Source organism: Bacteroides sp. 519, from assembly GCF_010500955.1.
Taxonomy (GTDB): domain Bacteria; phylum Bacteroidota; class Bacteroidia; order Bacteroidales; family Bacteroidaceae; genus Bacteroides.
The window spans coordinates 40872-63178 of the sequence record NZ_QVMJ01000012.1 but is presented as its reverse complement, the minus strand read 5'-3'; the positions used below and the strand labels follow the sequence as shown (position 1 = coordinate 63178).

Below are 22307 nucleotides of genomic sequence, written 5' to 3'. Positions count from 1 at the left end.
AAAAGGAAATATGCACTCTTAGCTCAGCTGGTAGAGCAATTGACTCTTAATCAATGGGTCCAGGGTTCGAGTCCCTGAGGGTGTACCAAGAGGAAGTTATGAAAATAGCTTCCTTTTTTTGTATATTAGCTAATTAGTTGTAAAACAGGGAGATTAGGAATTGAAAATTGAACGAAATATGTTTTATAATATATCATAAAAGTATATCGAAATATAAAATGTTCTACCAGTTTTCTACCTTTGTGTTCTACCAATTTAAAAAGTATTTAAAATGAAGTATCCAAGCCAACGTATTTGATAGAAGAAAACAGCGACTAAGAAAAGCTGGCACTGGATGCTTTTAATAACTAAATCGATGAAAAAGATAAAAAATTCAGGTGAATATAATAAGAAAAAAAATAGAATTAAGGATATTCAAAATGAAATATCAAATGGACATTCTCACCTTTCTAAAATAGAAGAAGAACTAAAGATTCTTTACAAACAAACAGAACGTTACGAAAAAGAAACAATGATCAATGTCGAATATTTATCAGATAAGGATCTAGTTGATCAGTTTTCAAAAGAGCAGCTATCTGAAGCTATGAAAATAGCATTAGATACCCGTAATTTTGAAATTGATATGTATTGGAAAAGAGCTACATATTTTTGGGCTTTTATAGCTACAATATTTGCAGGCTATTTCTTGTTAGTAGCCTATGGTAACGACAATTGGTTTTTATTGTCGCTTATAGCTTTTTTAGGTAACTGTTTTTCTTTTGGGTGGTTTCTTGTTAACAGAGGTAGTAAATACTGGCAGGAAAATTGGGAAGGACATATAGGAGCATTATCCAAAAGAACAACAGGTGAAATATTTAAGCACTGGCTACGACCTAATTACCATTTTAAAGAACTTAGTGGTAATTATCCTATATCAGTTTCAAAAACAAATCAATTTTTGAGCATTGTGACATTTGTTGTTTGGTTTATTATTTATATAATTTCGATATTGGATTGCCCTGCCTTATACGATGTAAAATATGAAATAATTAAATACTTGAATTGTATCACATCTTTTTTAAAAGAATCTGCAACATATCAAATAATACTTTTACTAATCTTTGTCATAATATTGATGCTAGTTTTACGAAAAATGCTCAAATTTTCAAAAAACAAGTCAGCATACGCTATGGGTGAACACTTGAAATCCAAACATAAAAGTGACGAATTTATAAAGTTTAAAAACATGGAAACGTAACTTTCCCAATAGTGGTCAATTTAAAGCGCCAGAGCGTTTGTTCCGGAGTGATGCTATTTTACTTGTTCCGAAAAAAGGACATGCTTCGTTATGCCTCGAATTTAAAACCAGTAAAGGCCGTCCGACGAACTTCAAAGATTTGAGAGATCTAATTAACATCCCATTATTCTAAAACTTCCATTTCGCCCCAACCATGTTACTCCACTAAAATCATGATAGTATATTCCTTGCACTTTTGGAATTCTGCAATAGTAATAGCTTTGATGCTCAATGCTATATAGACCGAGAGGTCGATGCTATATAGACCGAGGGGTCAATGCTATATAGCTCAAGGGAGCGAAGCTATATAGCATTTTTCCAAACTTCCAATTTCCAATTTACTACATCCACTGTTGTAGTTCTTCTATCCAAATGGCGTTATTATTGGGCCGGGGTGGAGCTTCGACTGGAATGTATTTGCCAAAGTACGTTCGTGTTCCAGTGGTGGGATCTACGTCTTCGAACCGGTAGCGGCTATTTGCTTTTTTCTCCTGTTCTATTCTGTCCAGCTCGTCTACAATGCGCTTATTGGTAGCAGTTGCTTGCCTCACAAAGTTGGCAAAGTAATACTTCACTTCGCCCACCGAGTGCAATCCATACTCTTTGCCGTGAGTTAACACATGGTCCATAAACATGCTTACAATGTCATCCTTGTGCTTTATGAACCGCATTCCAAGGCCCGAGTGTTTAGCCTGAAGTTCTACCCAGATACGATCGTTCAAGGCTTCTTGCAGATATTCTTTCCAGCCGATCTGTTTTTGTAATTCGACAGGCTTATTTCCATAAACAACAGCAACAGCAGCAGTTTCTTTTTCTTCTTTTTCTTCTTTTTCTTCTGATGTTTTCTTTTCTCTTCTTTTCTTTTCTTTTGTTATAGGGTCGCTATCATTCTTTTCCCACCGAATGTCAGCACCTTTCTTTCCGTTTTTCTTTGCTTCAGCTATCTTTAGGTCGTAATTGCGCATAACCCGTGTAACATATTCAGATGAGATCGACAGGTTGTTTTCTTCCACTTTTTCGATCGTAAAGAGATCGTACTCGTACAAAACGGCTTCAATTTTGGGTCGTTTTATGTTGTATTTGCGCATAATTAGCTTCAATGATTGGTTATCAATGCAGTAATTTTTGTGATTGCGCAGTTCAATTAATAAAAGCATGTAAATGCCATAACCAGTTGCCCCCATATCGTTTATCAGAGCACTCATGCGATTGTCGTTTAAAATATCGCTTTCGATAGGAATGAATTTTGTTTTCATCGTCATTCTAGTTTAATTAGTTTGTTAATCCGTTTGTTTTTATTGTTTTCGTGTTTTTTAAAGAACTCATTTCTGGAATTATCAAAGAATAATCCCTATATTTGTCCTTGAACTCAAAAAATCTCTCGTTACAAATATCGCAATTAAATTTATAATTGCGCAAGATATTCCGCATTTATTTTTCAACAACACGGAAAATAATCATTAAAGAGTCGAATCAACAAATGATTGCATCGTTGTTTTAGCAAAAGAATTCGGAAATAAAGAAAATACAACGTTTACTATTATTTAATACCATAACAGCATGGAAGCTGACAGAGAAATATTTGTTAATATAACCCACATTAAAACCGATTTGGGGTTAATGGTTGCGGGCGCAACCGAGAAAGGAATCTGCATGTTCGAGTTTGCCGACTATAAATTGATTGATTTAGAACTCCGCCAATTGCAAACCAAAGGCCCACTTGTAGAAGGAGATAATCCGCATTTCAAAACTCTTCGCAATCAACTAGACGAATATTTTGGAGGAGAACGTAGAGAATTCAACATTCCCCTGGATTTAGTTGGTACAGAATTTCAGAAAACAGTTTGGCTTGCATTGCTAAAAATACCATACGGCTGCACTACAAACTACGGAAAACAAGCCGAGTTGATAGGCAAGCCATCGTCTGTCCGGGCAGTTGCCAACGCCAATGGAAAAAATAAAATATCTATTATACTGCCCTGTCACCGGGTTATCGGAGCCGATGGCTCGCTTACCGGTTATGGAGGAGGAATATGGAGGAAAAAGAAACTCTTGGAATTTGAGAGAGAAAATATTGCCACAAGCAATAAAGAACACGAATAAACAAAATCTGAATGAAAGAAAACAAATACGACGACTCTGCTTTCTTTGAGCAATACGAAAAAATGAACCGCTCACAAAAAGGACTTGAAGGTGCAGGCGAATGGCATGTTCTCAAAAACATGTTACCTAACTTTACCGGGAAAAATATACTTGATTTAGGTTGTGGGTTTGGCTGGCACTGCCGATATGCAATCGAAAATGGAGCAAAATGGGTTGTAGGTATAGATATTTCCGAAAACATGCTTGAAAAAGCAAGGCAAATCAACAACCTGAAAGGAATAGAATATATTAAAAAAGCGCTCGAAGATGTTGATTATCCTGCCAGGCAATTTGATATAGTGTTGAGCTCACTAACGCTTCATTATATAGAATCGTTCGATACTATCAGCCAAAATGTTTATAAGTGGCTCAAACCGGGAGGAAACTTTATCTTTTCAGTCGAACATCCGGTTTTTACTGCATTTGGCAATCAGGATTGGATTTATGGAAAAGAGGGCGAAAAGCTTTACTGGCCGGTTGACAACTACTTTAAAGTAGGAAAGCGGGAAGCTGTGTTTTTAGGCGAAAAACTTATTAAATATCACAGAACATTGACTAGTTATATTAATGTACTGTTGAAACAAGGTTTTAAAATCAATGAAGTAACAGAACCAGAACCCAGTAAAGAAATGTTGGCAGAGTTTTTGGAAATGAAAGAAGAACTACGCCGACCAATGATGCTGATTGTTTCGGCAGAGAAGTGAGTTTTTGCTTAATAGCTTTGATATGCGGATTTTTATGTAAATTTGCAGGTTCAGGTCAGAAATAGAAGAACATTTTATGAATCAACAATATCCTTCGGCTCTGCTAGAGAAGGCTGTGAACGAATTTTCAAAATTACCAGGTATAGGAAGAAAAACTGCAATGCGGTTGGTACTCCATTTGTTACGTCAAGATGTTACAACAGTAGAAGCTTTTGGAAATTCAATTATTACGTTAAAGAAAGAAGTTAAATACTGCAAGGTATGTCACAATATATCCGACACAGAAGTTTGTGCAATATGCTCAAACCCACGACGTGACCCGGAAACAATATGCGTTGTAGAAACCATAAGAGATGTTATGGCTGTTGAAGCCACTCAACAATTCAAGGGCTTGTACCATGTGTTAGGTGGTGTAATTTCGCCTATGGACGGTGTAGGACCAGGTGATTTGCAGATTGGTAGTTTGGTTGAACGCGTATCCCAAGGAAATGTAAAAGAAGTAATTCTGGCATTAAGCACAACAATGGAGGGAGACACTACCAATTTTTACATATACAGAAAATTGGAAAATTTAAATGTACAACTTAGTGTAATTGCCCGAGGTATTTCTGTTGGCGACGAACTGGAATATACCGACGAAATTACTTTAGGAAGAAGTATAATTAACCGTACTGTTTTTACAGGAAAAGTATAATTAATAAAAATGGAAAGAAAAATAATCAAAGCCATTCAGGTGCTAAGAATTCAGTTTTATGCTGTATGGATGCTCCCTATTCTTTTAGTTCTTCTTTATGAAACAGACATTCTTCCGGTTGGTTTGTATGCCGATGCACCACAAACACAGTTTATACTGGAGAATATAGGAATATTGTTAACTATAATAAGTGTACCACTTGCTTTAAAACTGTTTAGCACTGTATTGAAAAAGAGAATTGATAATGTTTCTTTTCCTGTTGCATTAATGCAATATAAAATATGGAGTGGAGTAAGGCTGGGGATACTTGGCTTAGTAATTCTCTACAATATTATTATTTATTACTTTACATTGAATAACATTGGCGGACTTTGTGCTTTGATTGGACTCACGGCTTCTTTATTTTGTTATCCGAATGAAAAAAGATTGCGTCAGGAATTGCAAATAACAAACGATGAAGAATAAAACATACCTGGAAAGTGATCACATTTACCTGAGAGCAGCCGAGCCTGTTGACTTAGAAGTAATGTATGAGGTTGAGAATGATTCATCAATGTGGGAAATAAGTTGTTGTACAGTACCTTATTCGCGCTACATATTGAAAGAATATATTAAAAATTCTTCTTATGACATTTATGCTGATAAGCAATTAAGAATGATGATTGTACAAAAAGGCAGTGACATGGTTATAGGGATAATTGATATCACTGATTTTGTACCTTTGCATGGAAGAGGAGCAATAGGAATTATGATTCGTGAAGGTTACAGGAAACACGGTTACGCAAAAGAAGCTCTGAATTTGTTGCTTGAATATTCATTTGAATACTTACACTTAAAACAGCTATATGCTTATATAGCTGTAGATAACGAAGATAGTATCAGGCTTTTTAATTCTTGTGGCTTTGTGCAAAGCGGATTACTCAAAGACTGGTTGCATACAGGAAATGAGTATAAAGATACTATCTTGCTCCAATGTATATCTCCTAATTAAGAGAAGGTATTTGTGGAAAGCGCGACCATGTTTCGTATTTGCTTCCAAGCATTTCGAGCGATTTCTTCCACATACCATCAATCTTTTCACTCATTATGCCGGCAATATCACTTTTGCCAATAATCCAGGTGTTTTGCCTGATTTCATCATTCAGTTGTTCAAACCCCCAACCCGAATATCCCAGAAAAAAACGTATACACCCTTTGATGGGATTTCCCTGTAATATATATTTTTTAATTACATCAAAATCTCCATTCATGTATAAACCTTTTCGTACAGGTAATGATCCTTCTATATTGGGAATGGTATGTAAGTAGAAAAGAGTATCTGTACTTAATGGTCCACCATTATATACAGGTATATCTTCTAAATATTTAAATTCTTTGAATACTTCATTCAGAAGAATAGGCGCTTGTTTGTTCATTATCAATCCCATACTACCATCGGAAGTATAATCGATTAGCAGTATTACAGATCTCCCAAACATATCATCCCGAAGAAAAGGCTCGGAAATAAGAAGCTTTCCCCGGGATGGTAAAACGTTATTGGATTCTATTTTGAATATATCAGTATTAATGTTCATGCAACTAATATATAAAATATATTTGCACAAACAATATTTTTCATCGTTTTTTTTCTTTTTATTTTTTCTTTATCCTATTGGATTGTTTTTTGCAAACAAAGCCATCCGTTCATCCAGTTGTTGATACTGATGATCCTGAATAAATGATGTACATGCTCGTAGCCCCTGCTGTTCGCTTCCGGTAGTTGTTAAGGATATGGCACTTACCCCATAGTACATTAACTCCTGTGCTAACTTTCCCGAATCCATATCTGGGTATCCGATTGTGAAATAAAATCCGTCTGCAACAGGGTTATCAAGGTCTTTATCATATACTAAATAGAAACCATGCCGTATAAAGATTTCCTTTAATTTGCTTGCACGTTCGCCATAAACTTTAACCTCATTCAGGAAATTATATTCGCCCTTATTAGCAGCCTTAAGCATGGCAGCCATAGCATATTGCGCAGAGTGACTTGTTCCGGAAGAGAGAGCATACAATACACGATGAATAAATACTGTTCCGAATGTTCCTCCACCATACCGTTTATTAAATCCCGGATAATTTCTGTGGTAGAGTTTATTAGAAATACAAGTAACTCCAATTCGTTGACCTGCATAACTAAATGCCTTTGATCCGGATATCAGCAACACATAGTTATTGGTATAATGTGCTACAGAAGGCTGATAAGGTGGTTGGTATGGCGTACTTAGGTCGCGACGGAAATCCATAGCAAAATAAGCAAGGTCTTCCAATACAATAACATCGTATTTTGTAGCCAGTTCACCTATAATCTGAAGTTCTATATCATTAAAACATATCCAACTGGGATTGTTAGGATTGGAGTAGATTATTGCAGAAATATTTCCTTTTTGGAGATAGCTTTCTAATTTATCCTTTAATTTATCACCTCTGAATTGGTAAACATCAAAGGTTTCATATTTCTGCCCCATAACAACGAGCTGTTGTTTCTGTACTGGGAATCCGGGATCAATAAACAAAATAGTGTCTTTCTTTTCATCACACTGGCTACAAGTTAGAAACGAGGCAAATGTACCTTGCATAGACCCTGTTACAGGTACGCATCCTTCCGGATTAAGGTCTACATTAATAAATGCTTTTATAAACTGGGAAGCTTCTTCCTTTAATTCGGGTATACCATTAATATCCGGATAAAGACTGGCTATACCATTTTGCAATGCTTCAATTTCGGCTTTAACACCAACAACAGAGGGTGGTAGCCCTGGAACTCCCATCTCCATTTTTATAAATTCTATTCCAGATTCTTTTTCTGCTTTTGCAGCAATGGCTTTTACTTCACGTATAGTGGCTTTGGAGAAATCGGCAATATGAAAGTCTTGAATTGTTTTATCAATTAGTTCCCGGCTAATAGGTGTATTTTCCATTTTTATTTTCTATTTTTATATTTGTATTGCAAACCTAATGATAATTATTGAAAAAACATGGTTTCCTATTTAGTTTTGTATCATTATTTAAGATATTGAAGAGGTAAAATGTTATTTTGCTTTTGCTATTATGGCTTCCTAATCTATATTCAAGAAGAAATATTGCAAAAAAAATCCTTCAACTATTGCAGATTTAAAAATAATGCTTACCTTTGCATCCGCAATCGAGAGAGATTGCTACTCAAAAAAGTAAATTGGTGTGGTAGTTCAGCTGGTTAGAATACCTGCCTGTCACGCAGGGGGTCGCGGGTTCGAGTCCCGTCCATACCGCGGAAAGCCTAAGTCAATAGGCGCCAAAAAAGAGACAAGTCCTTCATATTCAGTGAATATGAGGGACTTTTTTTATTTATGTTGTCTTAGGAAAAAGCCAAAATAAAGCCAAAAAAAGACATTTAGTGTGTCCCATTTCATACCCCAAACCAAAAAGGGACACAGGGGGTACGAGAAATCAAAGAAAAAGGGGTACGAATTGTCCAAAATTGGCAGTGTGTTGTCGGGAATTGGCAGTCTGCATAAAACTCATTAACAGATAGTTTACTTTAATTTTGTAACATTAAAAAATGAGTTTATGAAAAGTACATTTAAAGTTCTTTTCTTTTTGAAAAGAGACAAGCAAAAATCCGATGGCAGTGTTCCTATCATGTGCCGGATTACAATCGACGGACAAATAAGCCGTTTCAGTACCAAATTAAATGTGCATCCTAAATCATGGGATGTAAAGTCGTCAATGGCTCTGGGCAGAACAAAAGAAGCTGTCGAGATAAATACCTTTCTGGAAACAATTAAAACAGGCTTATACAACGTTTACCATGATTTACTCACCAAAGAGAACAATGTTAATCCTGATCGGGTTAAAAATATCTTTCTTGGTCTTGAAATTAAAAACCAAACCGTACTCGAATTATTCCAACGGCATGTTGATGATATCGCTAAATTGGTTGGTATAAGCAGGGCAAAAGGTACACTTCAAAAATATGACGTAGCCCGTAGGCACATGGCTAATTTTATTAAAGAGTATTATAATGTTGCTGATATTTCTTTGAAAGAGGTAAATCACTCCTTTTTGAGAAATTTTGAAGTGTACCTAATGACAAGCTGCAAATGTAAGGAAAATACTACTGCTAAATTCTTACAGCGATTCCGCACTATTATTCTTTTCGCCAAAAATAACGGTTGGATTCACATTGATCCTTTTGCCAACTATAAAATAAAGTTTAAGAAAGTCGATAGAGGCTATTTAATGCAAGAACAAATAGACGAAATCATGAAGAAACAATTCTCTTCTGAACGTTTGGAGCGAGTAAGAGATATCTTTATTTTTAGCTGTTATACCGGACTTTCCTATATAGACGTAAAAGGATTGGATGAAAGTAATATCCGCATTTCATTTGATAATAATTTGTGGATAATGGGGAAACGTGAAAAGACAGGTACAAGCTACAATATTCCATTACTCGACATTCCAAAGCAAATTATTGAGAAGTATAAAGGGACGATGCCCAATAAGAAAGTTCTCCCTGTTCCAAGCAATCAAAAAGTGAATGAATATCTCAAAGAAATCGGAGCTGTTTGCGGTATTGACAAAGATTTAACATTTCATCTTGCAAGACACACTTTCGCCACTCTTACGCTTACAAAAGGAGTTTCCATTGAAAGTGTATCAAAAATGTTAGGTCATACAAACATAAAAACTACCCAAATTTATGCAAGAATTACCGATGTTAAGGTAAGCAACGATATGGCTTCTTTTGCTGAAAAACTTGAAGAAAGGCGAATCAAATCTAAATCTAATTTAGATAAACTTTTTGAATGCCTTTCATTGCATGAAAAAATGGCTTTATTTAATCTTCCCGGCACTCTGTCTGATGATCCCGAAAGATTAAAGCGTATATCTGTCATGTGGCATAGCCTTTCAGAAGAAGAAAAATTATCTCTCTGGTCTAATACTTTTGAAAATGAAGGCAATCTCACTTTTAAATCGGAAAAAGCCAATACTCAATTAGCTGTTTAACCCACTAATTTTTAATAGTAATGAAAAAAAATGAATATTCAACAGTAATAGCTCTGTTCGACGAGTATAATAAGAATGTATATAAGGTTAAAGCCTTATCTACCTACCTGAAATATGAAGCGGTGAGAAACTATATCGCTGATTACATTAAACAACGATATGGGAAAGTTGATTACTTGCTGTCCGAAATCGACGTCAATTTCATAATAGGTTTTGAAAATTACCTGATGAAGTTTCGCAAATATAACGTAAACACAGCCGCCAAGAAAATAGAATTATTCCGTCGTATTGTAAATATAGCCTGTGAAAAACAGGCTATATCCAACAACCCTTTTAGCCATTACCGGATTAAAAGGCAAGAGGTAGTTCGTGCCTTCCTTTCGGAAAAGGAGTTACAGTCTATTTTGAGCAAAAAGTTTTCGACTAAAAGACTTGAACAAGTAAGGGATGTATTTATCTTTTCCTGTTTTACAGGTCTGAATTATTCAGACTTATCAATGCTAACAACCGAAAATTTTGAAACAGATAAAGACGGTAATCCTATTATCAAAATTATGCGGAGCATGACATATACACCTGTTATAATCCCTTTGCTTTCAGTTCCGCAGAAAATTTTGAATAAGTACAGTCAAAATTTACCGATAGCAAGTAATCAAAAGATGAATGATTATTTGAAAGAAATCGGTGATATTTGCGGTATTGGTAAAAATCTCACTTTCAGGGTTGCAAGAAACACATTTGCGACTACTATTACCTATATGAATGGGGTACCCATTGAAACAATATCCCGAATGTTAGGACATACCAATATAAATACAACCCAAACATTGGTACGAATGGATAACGGAAAGATTGGGCGGGATATGTTGAAATTATCAGAACACCTTACAGGTATGGATACTGCATTAAACCTCTAAAAATATTTATCATGGAATTACAAATTATTCAAAGCAAGATTTATGAAATCCGAGGTATGCGAGTTATGTTGGATTACGATTTGGCTGAATTATATCAGGTTGAAACCAAAAATCTGAAACGTTCTGTTCGTCGGAACATAGACCGTTTTCCTCCGGATTTTATGATTGAACTCTCAAAGGAAGAGTACGATTTTTTAAGGTGCAATTTTGGCACCTTAGAAAATCAAGGACAAGGGCAACACGTAAAATACTTACCTTTTGCATTTACTGAACAGGGTATAGCCCAACTGTCAAGCGTTCTTAACAGCACGTTGGCCATTCAGGTTAATATATCTATTATCAGAGCTTTTGTCGCTTTACGACAATATGCACTGGGTTATGCGGAATTAAATCGTAAATTGGAGGAATTTATGGTGGAAACAAATATGCAGTTTAGTGATATTTACCAAGCTCTTACCGAACTTGCATCACAAAAGGAACTGGAAAATAAACCCCGTAAGCGTATTGGTTATAATGTTCAACAGGATGAAGAATAATATATTATGGAACGAGGATATATAAATATTAAAGAAAATAGTGAAAATCAACTGATTGTTGAAGCAAAACTTGTAAATTGCACCCTGTGGGTAACGAAACATCAAATTGCCGACTTATTTAATGTATTTGTCAATACGATTGGTAACAATCTACGGAGTATATTCAAATCCGGCTTGCTCCGTGAAGAAGATGTTACCCGAATACATAAATTTGAGAGCAACGGGCACCCATGCGAAACGGTACTGTATAATCTGGAAGCACTGATATTTGTCAGCTACCGTGTAGCATCTTTTGAAGCAAAAGCATTTCGGGAATGGGTAATGAAAGCATTAACCGAATATACCCGGACTGATAATAAAAAATCAACAGAAGTTCTGATAGTATATAACCTACACTCAAAACTTCCGGCTATTTCGATGAATTAATAAACGTTTAATACATTTAGATATGAAACACGTATTTTATTTACTTATCGCTGTTTTTATGGTTTCCTGCGGTTCAAACTCATCAACGAGTAATTACGAAAAAACCATTACTGATAACCTGTTAAAAGGGAGCGACACAAAAGAAAATCTCAACTTCAAAATTATTGAGATTAGCGAAACCGGCAACGTTACGGTTGCCGACAGTATCGCCTATCTTACTGATGAATTTCAGAAAAATAATCAACCTAACATCAGTAAGATTGAGCTGGCTAAAAAAATGAGTGAAGATCTACTGGCAAGAGAAAAAAATCAAGCTAAAATTGATAAATACAATGCTGATATTGCACGGATGAGCAATACTATTGATTCTCTAAAAAATCTTACTCCGGATAATCTTAACGGATATGACAGTAAGAATCCGAATGATGTTCTTGCCGTAATTGTTAGATGCAAATACTCAATCGCTCCGGGTGGAACAGCCGTTGAAGAAACATTTGATTTCTACTTATCTCCTGACGGCAGCAAATGCTACGGAAAAACCAGAGCAAAATAAAAATACATATCACAATCCAAATGGAGCCTGTATCGTAAAAATCGGTACAGGCTTTTTTTGTATATAGCTTTCCTTTCTGTGAGGAAAGTTCTGCGTTTTATTATGATAAACGCAAAGCAGACAACCAAATTTCCTTTTTTCTGTACTTCCCTCGGTATAATTTCTTCCTCATTTAGTTATGACCATAAAAAAGGAGGGGTTCGGAGTGAACGAGTATCAGGCGCGAATTTATTTCATGTTTATTGGCTGCACAAGATCAGACGTGTTTTTAAAAAAATCTTCCTCGATTCAAAATCTCTTTTGTAATAGATTTTAAGAAATTATCCGGGCAATAATTATAGCCTCTTTTCTTAAAGAAATGTATCTGCACCCCAATCAGGTACAGGAAAGCGAGTGTATTTTTTTGAAAAATCTTGATGCTGCCAAAAAGCACTGCGTGAGTAAGGCACCTGAAACTCGATCACACCTCACCCTCTCCATACTGGCATAAAAAAAAAGTCAGAAATTATGAGAAGTACAGAAAAAAATAGGAAACAACGACCGACAGCCTACCATCCAATTAGCATAAAATTGGTTTTAAAAATCGTTTTGGCGGTTTTGGGCTTCTGTGTGTGGGGAACAGGGTTTATTTGGGCTTTAGTGGGCTTGTATCTCTTTCTTCCTGTTATACGGGGTATCCTCTCCTTTTTCGTGGGTATGGGTGCTATAATCCTCTTTATTCTCGCAATGCTGACCTTTTTATAATCCCTTAAAATTTAGAGTTATGAGCAAAGTATTTTTATTAGGAGCAAACAAGGAAATTGACAAGGCTATACAGGTTGTTCAAGTCAATCAGGTTATCCAAATGGAGGGTTATAGCTATGACAGATATGTAGTCTATGACATCGTTAAAAATAACTGGGGTATCACTTACAAGCTGATTAACCTACGGAAAAAAGTTTTTCAGACAGCAGACATAATCAGACCATTAAGCGAAAAATTCGGTATCGGTTATTATTACGACAGCGAAAATCCTGAATTTATGGATGGTTTTGAAGTGGCGTTACTTCTTCAGGAAGCGAAAGACATAGTTAAAGCGGAAACAGACGAAGCCGAAAAAGAGAAGATAAGAGTAGAAGAAGTTAAGGTAATAGGGCGTAAACGTTTTGCCGAGATATTTCCCGAAGATGCGCAAGCGGTAATCGTGGCACGTCTGAAACAAAACGAAAGCGATAGTCAAACCGACTATTACGGAAGTAGCACACAACGCACCGTCATTTTAGGCTTTTCCAAACATAAAAGGGATATTTTTTCCGAAATGCGTAAATACGCATCAAACTTCGAGGAAACCGCCTATTTAGCCGAGTTTAACGAGGATTACGAAAATAGGGAAAAATACTCTATGGGTGCAGGGTATTATTTAGGAGAATATAGGCATAGCGGTTGGATAATTAAAAAAGTGCCAGTATATAACCGTGAACGCACTATTGAAGATTTTGCATACACAGCAGGAAGCGAAGATAATATACATATCAGTAAGTCCAACACAACGCCACCAACCAACCAGACAGGGGAAAGTAAATGCGGTTGTACAATGGTTGAGTATTCAGCCAAAGCAGTAGCGGTATTCGGGGAAACCAAAGCAATTAAAGACGAACTAAGAGCAATGGGAGGACGCTTCAACAGTCGATTAACCTTTAATGGGAAAAAAATTAAAGGATGGATTTTCCCGAAATCACAAGAGCAAAGGTTAGCCTATTATTTCGGATTGGATTAAACAATGTAGAACACAGGGCAGAGCCTATCTGCCCTACTAAAAACAATCACCATGAGAGTAGATATAGATATGAAATTCATCCACAGGTATAATAAAAACCTATCCTGTATAATTCTCGCAGAAACTGCAAAAGGGTGGAAAGTCAGCCAAACGGAAACCTTTGCCAACCCAAGAAAGAAGCCAAAAGTAACCGTCCAATTCTATCATGCAATTTGGTTTGATGACCAAAAAGGAGAATGGGACGCAGTAAATAATTAACAATCAAAAAACAATATATCATGTATTACGGATTAAAGAACCCCAATAGAAAACAAGAGTTCATTAATAGAATGAACCAACAAATTAAAGTAAATGAGAACCTTATAAAAGGTTTGGAAACGTGTGAGCCGTTTATCAGAGCCTTTAATGGCAAGGTAGCCAATTCAAAGCTAATTAAAGCCATATACACCGCAGAGAACCCGAACAACCTTTCTTACAGCATCACCGAAAAAAGAGGATGTAAAGGCATTGCAATCGGTATATCTGACAATAATCACAGAATGTATGCAAGTGTGGAGGGCAAAACATGGAATTATCTGACATCATACAACTGCGTTTTTCTCCTGCCAACAACCAAGCCTGATGAAAATTCACAAGACAGGATAAATGCGGATGAAGCAATCAAGCAAATTGAAATAGAAAAAGAATACCTCACAATTCTAATACAAGAATGTAAAGCCGATTTACAGATGTATGATGAAGAAATAACCGCATGGGAAGAACTTGAAAGGCAGATTGAAGCCTATGAACAAAAGTTCTCACCCAATCTGCGAGGAACTATAACAATGAGTGCAAGATAAAAGAAGTCAAACACGGGGCAGTAACCCTGCCCCACAAAATAACAGTCATGAAATACAGAGAATTGTCAGCATACGAAAAATTGCAAAAGATACAGGACATCAATTTTTGCAGGGCAGAACGCCACAATGTAGCTATATATCTGAACGCATTAAGACGTAACGACAGGGCGATAATAGAGGAATACGAGAGTTTTGGAAATACCCCTCGCCAGTTATTAATGAATAAACGAGAGTACGAAAGACATTTAGTATTTGGCTTCATTAAAAAGGAATTTAACGAATACGGTTGGTTGGAAAGACCTGATTTTTTGGAACGTGAAGAAATACAATTCCCACATCGGGACGGTTGGGCGGTATCTAACCATATCACACTGGGTAAAGGCTTAAACGGAAAATGGACTTATGGAATGAGTTACTCTCACAGTACAGGCGGATCAGGCTATGGGCTTAATGTATGGGGTAAAATATTCGACAATAGAAAAGACTGCCTGAAAGCAGCATTAAATGAAATGCTTACAGGACTTGAAAAAGACAGCAGTAAGACCGACCGATATGCAATCAATGTATTAAAACAAGCGAAAGCCTTATTTGACGAGATTACAGGGCGTAAACCTGTACAATTAGAATTATCATTCTTTTAATAAATCCAATCAATATGAAACCGAATAAAATAGCAATTATGTATAAGGGAGTTGTACATTTCCTGAACAGGGTAACAGGCGAAAGCAAGCATTATCAAATAGCTTTTGAAACTGACCGTTGGAGCATCCGTTTTTATCTGTTACAGAACGGTCAAATCCGAATAATCATAAATAAGTCTATCAAAAAGAGCGAAACGGAATATCATACGCATTTCTGCTATGACTGTTATTGCACACTTGATAAGAATGGTTTATTTCTCGATGACGTTCACGATCCTGCCACTTGCCGAAAGATAACCAACCCTACTAAATGGTTTACCATTGAACCCATGTTAAGGGATATTCACAACCAGTTAAAAGAAGAACTGGAAGCCTTGCACCCTTTCGACCTGATACACGATATAAGAGATTTAGAACACTTCATATACAGGAAAATGGAAGAATACGGAAAGGTAGAATTTACCGTAAACAACTCCCTACGTTTCGGTATCGGTGAAAATGCCTATACCACAAGCGAAGAAGCATTGAAAGCCAAAGAAAAAGAACCTGTTGTTTTGCTAAATCTATTCAATGGCAATCATATAATATCTAAAGACACTATCATCTTTTTCCTGTACTGGCTTTTGGACAGGGATAAAGAATTAAGTGTATCAGACGGACAAAAATTGAAAACGGTTGTCAGATCATTTGAGGAAAGTCCCAAAAAGCCGAATGAATGGTCTTTGCAAACTCTTAATACGTGGTGGCAATGGCTTAGTTTTGATGAATTTGAAGATATTACAGGTATAGAGCAGGACAGAGACGGCAATAATGAAATAGATGCAAAATTCCTTGATGATGCCAACCAATTTTGGCAAAATAAAACCTTTCAAGAAAAAATCAAAATTTATCAATCCAATTCACACTTACATGAGATTGTAAAAGAAAGGATTGAAGCATATGAATAACCAAAGGGCGGAGTAATCCGCCCATAATCTCAAAAAGCATGAAATTGAAAGTAAATAAAACAAATAAGACCTGCACAATTAGCGGACTAACTTCAACCGAAGTTGATGTAATATTGGGAATCGTAGATACTGCTAACAGGCGATGTTTCCGAGAACAAGAAGATAGCGGAGAATGGTATAGCAACGATGATTTTGTACTATCACTTACCGATGAACAACGACAAGCGTTGTCAAAAATCGGAGAAGAAATACAGCAAATTTATAACAGTTAATTATCAATATCATGGCACAGGAAAAAATAGACGATTGGATGCAAGATGCCAAAGACCTTGCAAAAGCGGAACGGGAACTCAAAATAGAACATTGGGTATATATAACCTTTGAAGTAAGGGACGAGGACAGAAACCGTGAAATACTACATATAATCGACATCCCTCGTGCCATGTTAGACCGTTGGCGGTGGGTTATTGAGTGGCGCAGGGCAAAATTGGTATGTAAATACCCCCGTAAGAAAATTTGGGTATATCACTGTGCATACGACAAGCGGACGGGATTGCAAACAGGTTTTGACTTCCTTTTAGGCAAAGTAGCTTCGGCAAAAGCGCAGATAACTAAGGTAGAAAGGGCAATCGCCAAATATATCGACTATATGACACACAATGACCTGTTTTTCAATCTTGAAACGGATGAAAAGTTACTCAAAGCCAAAGCCAAATTGGAACAGAAAAAGAAAAATTATAATGAAGCGTATGCCATTTTACAGGCAGAAGTCATCAAGCATAAACAGAACAGCACCATGTATAAATTATTTATTGGATTCAAAAAGTTGGGCGAGTTCAGCTCTATAATGGAAGCCAAGAAATACGCAGATAATAGCGGACTATCAGGTACTTTTAACCTGATTGGAGACAAGTATCAAGATAATTGGTATGTTTCCTCAATGCAAGTACAAACCTCTAAATAACAAAGAATATGACAACAATAAAAGACATAGATGGAAACATAATTGAAGTAACAGATTTGAACGCCGCCATTGACGAATGTAAGCGTTGTAAAGACAGTCCGTATAAAATGGAAAGCGGACACACCGTAGGCGAAAATTATGCCTATATGTTGGAACAACTGCTCCCGCTTCAACAACAAAGCCGTCGTTCACGTTGGTTGGAAGGTACAGAAATGCGCTACAATCAGGGCAAGCGTTTTACAAAAATGGATATTGCCTATGAAATCGGTCGGCACGAACCGTATCACCCTGCCTCTCTCTATTGGGATAGCCTGCGTCGAGAGGAACTTGTAGCGTTCTTCAATGAAATGTTCGGTACAGATATTCGTTGAATTTTCCTCTTTATACACGAAAAAATCCCGACGGAACACCGTCGGGATAGCTATTATATCACTAAATATTTTTTAGATTATCCTAATACAGTGAGTATTAAAATCTTTTAGTTAAATTCACGCCGTAATAAAAGTTATACAATATGTCAGAATCAATTAAAACCAACAATATACCAGAACAATGGGTTGCTTATTTCAGCCACATCGAAGATCATCCCGCTAACGTCCTGATGAACCTCGCGCTGGTAGACTTAGCCCCAATAGATAACCTCAAAGAGTTGCTGCTATTTACTATTCAGATGCTCTCCGCAGATGAAAACGGATTATTCACGGCAGAAGAAGAATCCGAGGTACTACACAGCATCCAAGAAGAAATCATCGAGGCTACCGAAAAGAAAAATGTCATCGTCGCAGGAATCGTTAAGTCAAACGGTCTGATGAATATGTACCTTTATGTAAAACACGGAAAAGAATGCGAGGAACTCTTAAAGTCCGTCATGAATGTACATCCCGAATACTCGTACAACATTGAAGTGCAGAAAGACAAGGATTGGAATACCTACTTCGACTTGTTGTACCCATCCAAATACGAACTGCAAACCATAGAAAACCAGTCGGTCTTATTCCAACTGGATCAGGACGGCGACGACTTCAGCAAAGAAAGGGAAGTGGATCACTTTATCTATTTCCCGACCGAAGAAGGGCGAGAGCAGTTTATTCGGGAAGTCGAAACGCTCGGATATAAAGTGGCGCTAAAAGAAACCGTAGATCATGGCGATTCCTATCATTTCGCATTGCAAATCTCCCGGCTAAACAATGTCATGCCCTCAGAGATTAACGAATATACATGGGAGTTAGTAACATTGGGTAATGACTACGGTGCCAAATACGACGGTTGGGGATGCTGCCCACAAAACAGCAGATAAAATATAGCTGATATAAAATAAACAGACGCGCGGTTTCCGCCCGTTACTATTCTTATGAGATCTGCAAATTATTTGAGAGAAAATATACAAATAATTTGCAGATCAAATGACATTATTTAATTTTTAGCAAGTTTCAATATCCTAATTGCCCCTCTTATAACAATAAGGAATACAATACTACCGATAATAAGGTCGGGTATCTGATTATTCAACTGCCATACTAAGAATCCGGCAAGAATTACCCCTGCATTTATTATTACATCGTTGGATGAAAAGATGATACTTGCCTGAATATGGGCATCTTTGCTCTTCGTCCTTTGAAGTAAAAGCAAACATATAACATTAGCAATCAAAGCAAGTACGGATATACCTATCATTGTTTGAAAAACAGGCATTTCCTCTGTACCTGTAAACCGTCTGATTACCTCTATAAAACCAACGGCAGCCAAAAGTATCTGGAAATATCCGCAAATCATAGCAACACGCTTCTTACGGCTTACGGCTGCACCGACTGCAAACAAACTTAATCCATAAACAAAAGCATCAGCAAGCATATCAAGGCTATCAGCAACCAATCCCATAGATTTGGATATAATACCCGTTGACATTTCAATCAGGAAAAAGCCGAAGTTAATAGCCAGTACAATCCAAAGGACTTTACGCTGTTTGCTATTTTCCTCTGCCTGGACTTCTCCTGTTACTTCTTTACTTTCAATAAAGCGTGAACCGAGATTCAAGGTAGCAAGCTGCTTTTCGATTTCCTGATAGTCGCCTGTATGGTAAACAGTAAATATCCTGCCTTTCAGGTCAAATTCCTGCTTTGCAACACCCTCTATATTTTGGAGTTTCATCCGAATGAGGTTTTCCTCACTCGGACAATCCATTTGTTCAATTTTAAAAATTGATTTATTCATTTTACAATTTAATTATAATCCCGGTATTCAGGATGAAACCGTCCAACGGTGCATAAATGTCCCGAAATTCAGGATTAGTCATCGAACCCGTATGAATGGTATCAAACCTTGTCTGCCGTCTGTCGGTAAAGTTCTCAAAGTTAGCATATATTGAGAACTTTTCCCAAATTCGTTGCATCATTAATCCGAAGACAAGGTAATCCTTACCTGTTTTACCGTCATTCAAATTTTGTTTTCCGGTATAATAAGCTTCCAATCCGATTTTCCATTTATCTTCCACCTCATACATTAAAACAGAATTGATTTTATGTTTCGGGGTTAAGGTTTTTTGGTAGCTTCTGCCGTCTTCCTTTACATCAGCATCCGTATAGGTATATCCGAGAAATAAACCGAAATCCTTATACTTAATTTTCATATTGGTTTCAGCCCCTTTACTATCCACGTGACCGTTAATGTTATTAAACTGCCAACGATTATTTTCAGCAGCTTGCAGTTCAAGCGGATTTTTCAGGTAAGTATAAAAGAATAACTGGTTTATACTTAAAAATACTTGGTCGCCGAACAAACCCGTTTTATAAGTAAAATCCACATTTGCCCCATAACTCCTTTCCAGTTTGTTCCTGTTGTCATCTATCGGCAAGACATTCTGAAACTGGATGCGTTCGCTATCTTCCGAAAAAATGGTAGGTGCTTTATATCCGAACCCACCACCTACACGGGATGAAAATTTCTCCGTTATCTTGAAATGAGAAGATATACGGGGTAGAACTGCAAAACCGTAATCGTTAATATAATCGGTACGCAATCCGCTTTCAAGATTCATCCAGTCCGTTATTTTCGTATTGTTCTGTACAAATACGCCTACGGTAGTCATATTGTAATCACGTAAAGGAAAATCGGTCAGTTTTTCTTCGGTAAACTTATCCGTCCACACATTCGCACCCGCTACCCATTCCGTTTTTTCTTTTGTATGTATATAAGATACTTCTGAAAAAGACGATAACTGGTCGCCGTCAAATTTGAAATCGGGAATCTCAATCTTACGGCTGAAATAAGTAATGCTGTTCTTTACATTTAATCTGTTTTGTTTGTCGAAACGATGTTCAAATGTAAGTTGGCTTGAATGCCTTTGTGTCTTGTTTCTTTCAAAATAGGAATGTTCTTCGTTTCCCTTATCTTTTACATACTCCATATCACCACCCAGACGGTTTTCAATCATGGAGTTTATACCGAAATTAAAATCTGTGTTTTCAGACAGGTACAAGAATAGCTTAGGATTAAATACAAACCTGTCGAACTTTGGTATTGCCGTAAAGCCAACATCTGACGGATCATAAGCCCAGTTACGGTTATACGATGCAAAAACGGTAGTACCTACCTTGTTGAATTTCTGACCGAAAAAGCTGTTTACATCAAGCCCTTTACCTGTTGTCCCATTCAGGTGGATTGAGAAATCCCTTTCCTTTTCAGGCGTTTTCGATATAAGGTTTACCAGTCCCGCAATAGCACCGCCACCGTATAAAGTAGAAGAAGAACCTTTTATTATTTCAACCTGCTTTAAATCGAGCGGTGGTGTCTGTAATAAACCTAATCCGCTTGCTGCACCTGAAAATACGGGAAAACCGTCTTTTAGTATCTGTGTATATCTACCGTCCAAACCTTGAATGCGAATAGATGAATTACCCGATATGGCTGATGTTTGTTGTGTCATAATACCCGTGCTTTCATTCAGAAGCATACGTATATCTCCGGGTTTCATCACTCCTTTTTCGCCTAACTCTTCGGCATTTATAAATTCAATACGGGTAGGAATATCTTTAAAAGTACGTGTCCCCCTTGTTGAAGAAACAACTACTTCCTGCAATGTTTCTTCATCAGGCTCAACCCTGATAACGATAGGTTCATCCGAAGCCAACGGGAATGTAAATTCTTTTATGGTCTTTTCATATCCTACATAAGTAATTTCAAACCTCTGTTTACCGTCTGGAATATTGGAGAGTACCGCTAATCCTTCAGCATCAGAAGATGTTCCGTTCGTAGTATTTTGAAGTATAATATTAGCACCGATTAAAGGCTCTTTGTTATCACAGTCTATTAGTTTAACGTTAAGTGTATTTTGAGCGAAAATATTGGAAATGCTGAATACTAAGAATAGCATCAGTATAATTTTTGTTTTCATTTTATTTCTTGTTTTTAAATCTTCAACTATAAATGATATGAGGATTACGATATTACAAAGAATGTATTATCGTAAAAATTGCAGGGCATATTCACAACGACCTGTATAATAAAAATTAGTTTATGCTTTTGGCGGTTGCCAGATTGAAGATTTATAATCAGAGAGAGCGTTTTTTACTATATAATCTGATTTATAATCAGGTATAGAGCCTAAAATTATTATTATTGGATTATAAAAACGGGCTTCCGGAAATCCGGAACAGGTATTACAATGTAGAAAAGGGGAACAACAACTATCATCGGAACAGTCGTCACAACTATTGCCTATGTCATTGCTCGTTTCAACGGTATCTGTATATATAGCTAAACATTTATCCTCAAAACAACATGGCATTACTGATAACAGTAATACATATATGGATAATATGAGGGACAAATATTTCATGCTGCAAAGATAGCGATTATGTTTTGCAACTTAGTTGCAAGTTTCGT

At 36.7% G+C, this 22307-nt stretch carries 25 protein-coding genes, 2 tRNA genes and 1 pseudogene; 23 read left to right on the top strand and 5 right to left on the bottom strand.

Going from position 1 to position 22307, the window contains the following annotated elements:
* The first annotated feature begins 12 nt into the window (after nt 1-12).
* Nucleotides 13-88 (top strand) — tRNA-Lys (locus tag D0T85_RS12070).
* 267 nt (nt 89-355) lie between these two features.
* Nucleotides 356-1237: a hypothetical protein gene (locus D0T85_RS12065; RefSeq protein ID WP_163213534.1), complete on the top strand. Its 882-nt coding sequence runs from the start codon at nt 356-358 to the stop codon at nt 1235-1237.
* A 380-nt stretch (nt 1238-1617) separates the two neighbouring features.
* Here D0T85_RS12065 and D0T85_RS12060 read toward each other — a convergent pair whose 3' ends face one another.
* Nucleotides 1618-2532 (bottom strand): Lin1244/Lin1753 domain-containing protein, encoded by a 915-nt coding sequence (locus D0T85_RS12060; RefSeq protein ID WP_163213532.1) that lies wholly within the window; start codon nt 2530-2532, stop codon nt 1618-1620.
* A 304-nt stretch (nt 2533-2836) separates the two neighbouring features.
* Between D0T85_RS12060 and D0T85_RS12055 the strand changes: the two genes are divergently transcribed.
* The 5 genes from D0T85_RS12055 (at nt 2837) to D0T85_RS12035 (ending at nt 5807) form a co-directional block, all read left to right on the top strand.
* Entirely contained in the window at nt 2837-3379 is a 543-nt protein-coding gene (locus tag D0T85_RS12055) for a methylated-DNA--[protein]-cysteine S-methyltransferase (RefSeq protein ID WP_163213530.1), read from the top strand.
* Between the two features lie 11 nt (nt 3380-3390).
* Nucleotides 3391-4122 (top strand): bifunctional 2-polyprenyl-6-hydroxyphenol methylase/3-demethylubiquinol 3-O-methyltransferase UbiG, encoded by a 732-nt coding sequence (locus D0T85_RS12050; RefSeq protein ID WP_163213528.1) that lies wholly within the window; start codon nt 3391-3393, stop codon nt 4120-4122.
* A gap of 76 nt (nt 4123-4198) precedes the next feature.
* Nucleotides 4199-4816, top strand: coding sequence for a recombination mediator RecR (gene recR, locus D0T85_RS12045; protein WP_163213526.1), 618 nt, complete (start codon nt 4199-4201; stop codon nt 4814-4816).
* A 9-nt stretch (nt 4817-4825) separates the two neighbouring features.
* Complete coding sequence (locus D0T85_RS12040; protein WP_163213525.1) at nt 4826-5281, top strand: hypothetical protein; 456 nt, start codon at nt 4826-4828, stop codon at nt 5279-5281.
* Nucleotides 5271-5807 carry a GNAT family N-acetyltransferase gene (locus tag D0T85_RS12035; protein WP_163213523.1) on the top strand — a complete coding sequence of 179 codons (537 nt, stop codon included), beginning with the start codon at nt 5271-5273 and terminating at the stop codon, nt 5805-5807. The genes D0T85_RS12040 and D0T85_RS12035 overlap by 11 nt, the downstream gene beginning before the upstream one ends.
* Here D0T85_RS12035 and D0T85_RS12030 read toward each other — a convergent pair.
* Together D0T85_RS12030 and D0T85_RS12025 are read right to left on the bottom strand one after the other, a co-directional pair.
* Nucleotides 5800-6390 (bottom strand): YqgE/AlgH family protein, encoded by a 591-nt coding sequence (locus D0T85_RS12030; RefSeq protein ID WP_163213521.1) that lies wholly within the window; start codon nt 6388-6390, stop codon nt 5800-5802. The genes D0T85_RS12035 and D0T85_RS12030 overlap by 8 nt on opposite strands.
* A gap of 69 nt (nt 6391-6459) precedes the next feature.
* Complete coding sequence (locus D0T85_RS12025) at nt 6460-7776, bottom strand: pyridoxal phosphate-dependent aminotransferase (protein WP_163213519.1); 1317 nt, start codon at nt 7774-7776, stop codon at nt 6460-6462.
* A gap of 256 nt (nt 7777-8032) precedes the next feature.
* Here D0T85_RS12025 and D0T85_RS12020 point away from each other — a divergent pair.
* The 16 genes and pseudogenes from D0T85_RS12020 to D0T85_RS11945 all read left to right on the top strand — a co-directional run bounded on the left by D0T85_RS12020 (nt 8033) and on the right by D0T85_RS11945 (nt 18723).
* Nucleotides 8033-8106: transfer RNA gene (locus tag D0T85_RS12020), tRNA-Asp, on the top strand.
* Nucleotides 8107-8404: 298 nt separating this feature from the next.
* Nucleotides 8405-9595, top strand: a pseudogene (locus D0T85_RS12015) (site-specific integrase); the annotation flags it as partial.
* Between the two features lie 272 nt (nt 9596-9867).
* A complete protein-coding gene (locus D0T85_RS12010; protein ID WP_129733282.1) occupies nt 9868-10764 on the top strand; it encodes a site-specific integrase in 897 nt (298 codons plus the stop codon).
* Between the two features lie 11 nt (nt 10765-10775).
* On the top strand, nt 10776-11300 hold the full coding sequence (locus D0T85_RS12005; RefSeq protein ID WP_129733283.1) for an ORF6N domain-containing protein: 525 nt from the start codon (nt 10776-10778) through the stop codon (nt 11298-11300).
* Nucleotides 11301-11306: 6 nt separating this feature from the next.
* Nucleotides 11307-11726, top strand: a complete 420-nt coding sequence (locus D0T85_RS12000) for a virulence RhuM family protein (protein ID WP_129733284.1) — start codon at nt 11307-11309, stop codon at nt 11724-11726.
* 22 nt (nt 11727-11748) lie between these two features.
* A complete protein-coding gene (locus tag D0T85_RS11995; RefSeq protein ID WP_129733285.1) occupies nt 11749-12279 on the top strand; it encodes a hypothetical protein in 531 nt (176 codons plus the stop codon).
* Between the two features lie 507 nt (nt 12280-12786).
* Entirely contained in the window at nt 12787-13023 is a 237-nt protein-coding gene (locus tag D0T85_RS11990) for a hypothetical protein (protein WP_203558333.1), read from the top strand.
* 19 nt (nt 13024-13042) lie between these two features.
* The gene (locus D0T85_RS11985; RefSeq protein ID WP_129733287.1) at nt 13043-14035 is read left to right on the top strand and encodes a fusion protein; all 993 of its coding nucleotides are present in this window, start codon (nt 13043-13045) and stop codon (nt 14033-14035) included.
* 51 nt (nt 14036-14086) lie between these two features.
* Entirely contained in the window at nt 14087-14293 is a 207-nt protein-coding gene (locus D0T85_RS11980) for a hypothetical protein (protein ID WP_129733288.1), read from the top strand.
* A 20-nt stretch (nt 14294-14313) separates the two neighbouring features.
* Nucleotides 14314-14874 (top strand): hypothetical protein, encoded by a 561-nt coding sequence (locus D0T85_RS11975; protein WP_129733289.1) that lies wholly within the window; start codon nt 14314-14316, stop codon nt 14872-14874.
* Between the two features lie 47 nt (nt 14875-14921).
* Nucleotides 14922-15515, top strand: a complete 594-nt coding sequence (locus D0T85_RS11970; protein WP_129733290.1) for a hypothetical protein — start codon at nt 14922-14924, stop codon at nt 15513-15515.
* A gap of 14 nt (nt 15516-15529) precedes the next feature.
* Nucleotides 15530-16462, top strand: a complete 933-nt coding sequence (locus tag D0T85_RS11965) for a hypothetical protein (protein WP_129733291.1) — start codon at nt 15530-15532, stop codon at nt 16460-16462.
* Between the two features lie 38 nt (nt 16463-16500).
* The gene (locus D0T85_RS11960; RefSeq protein WP_129733292.1) at nt 16501-16734 is read left to right on the top strand and encodes a hypothetical protein; all 234 of its coding nucleotides are present in this window, start codon (nt 16501-16503) and stop codon (nt 16732-16734) included.
* 11 nt (nt 16735-16745) lie between these two features.
* Nucleotides 16746-17426, top strand: coding sequence for a hypothetical protein (locus D0T85_RS11955; RefSeq protein ID WP_129733293.1), 681 nt, complete (start codon nt 16746-16748; stop codon nt 17424-17426).
* Between the two features lie 8 nt (nt 17427-17434).
* Nucleotides 17435-17797 (top strand): hypothetical protein, encoded by a 363-nt coding sequence (locus D0T85_RS22780; protein ID WP_229058435.1) that lies wholly within the window; start codon nt 17435-17437, stop codon nt 17795-17797.
* Nucleotides 17798-17940: 143 nt separating this feature from the next.
* A complete protein-coding gene (locus D0T85_RS11945; protein ID WP_129733294.1) occupies nt 17941-18723 on the top strand; it encodes a DUF695 domain-containing protein in 783 nt (260 codons plus the stop codon).
* A 116-nt stretch (nt 18724-18839) separates the two neighbouring features.
* Here the strand turns inward: D0T85_RS11945 and D0T85_RS11940 are convergent, their stop codons facing one another.
* Both D0T85_RS11940 and D0T85_RS11935 read right to left on the bottom strand, forming a co-directional pair.
* Nucleotides 18840-19637 (bottom strand): cation diffusion facilitator family transporter, encoded by a 798-nt coding sequence (locus D0T85_RS11940; RefSeq protein ID WP_129733295.1) that lies wholly within the window; start codon nt 19635-19637, stop codon nt 18840-18842.
* 1 nt (nt 19638) lies between these two features.
* Entirely contained in the window at nt 19639-21816 is a 2178-nt protein-coding gene (locus D0T85_RS11935) for a TonB-dependent receptor (protein ID WP_129733296.1), read from the bottom strand.
* Between the last annotated feature and the right edge of the window lie 491 nt (nt 21817-22307).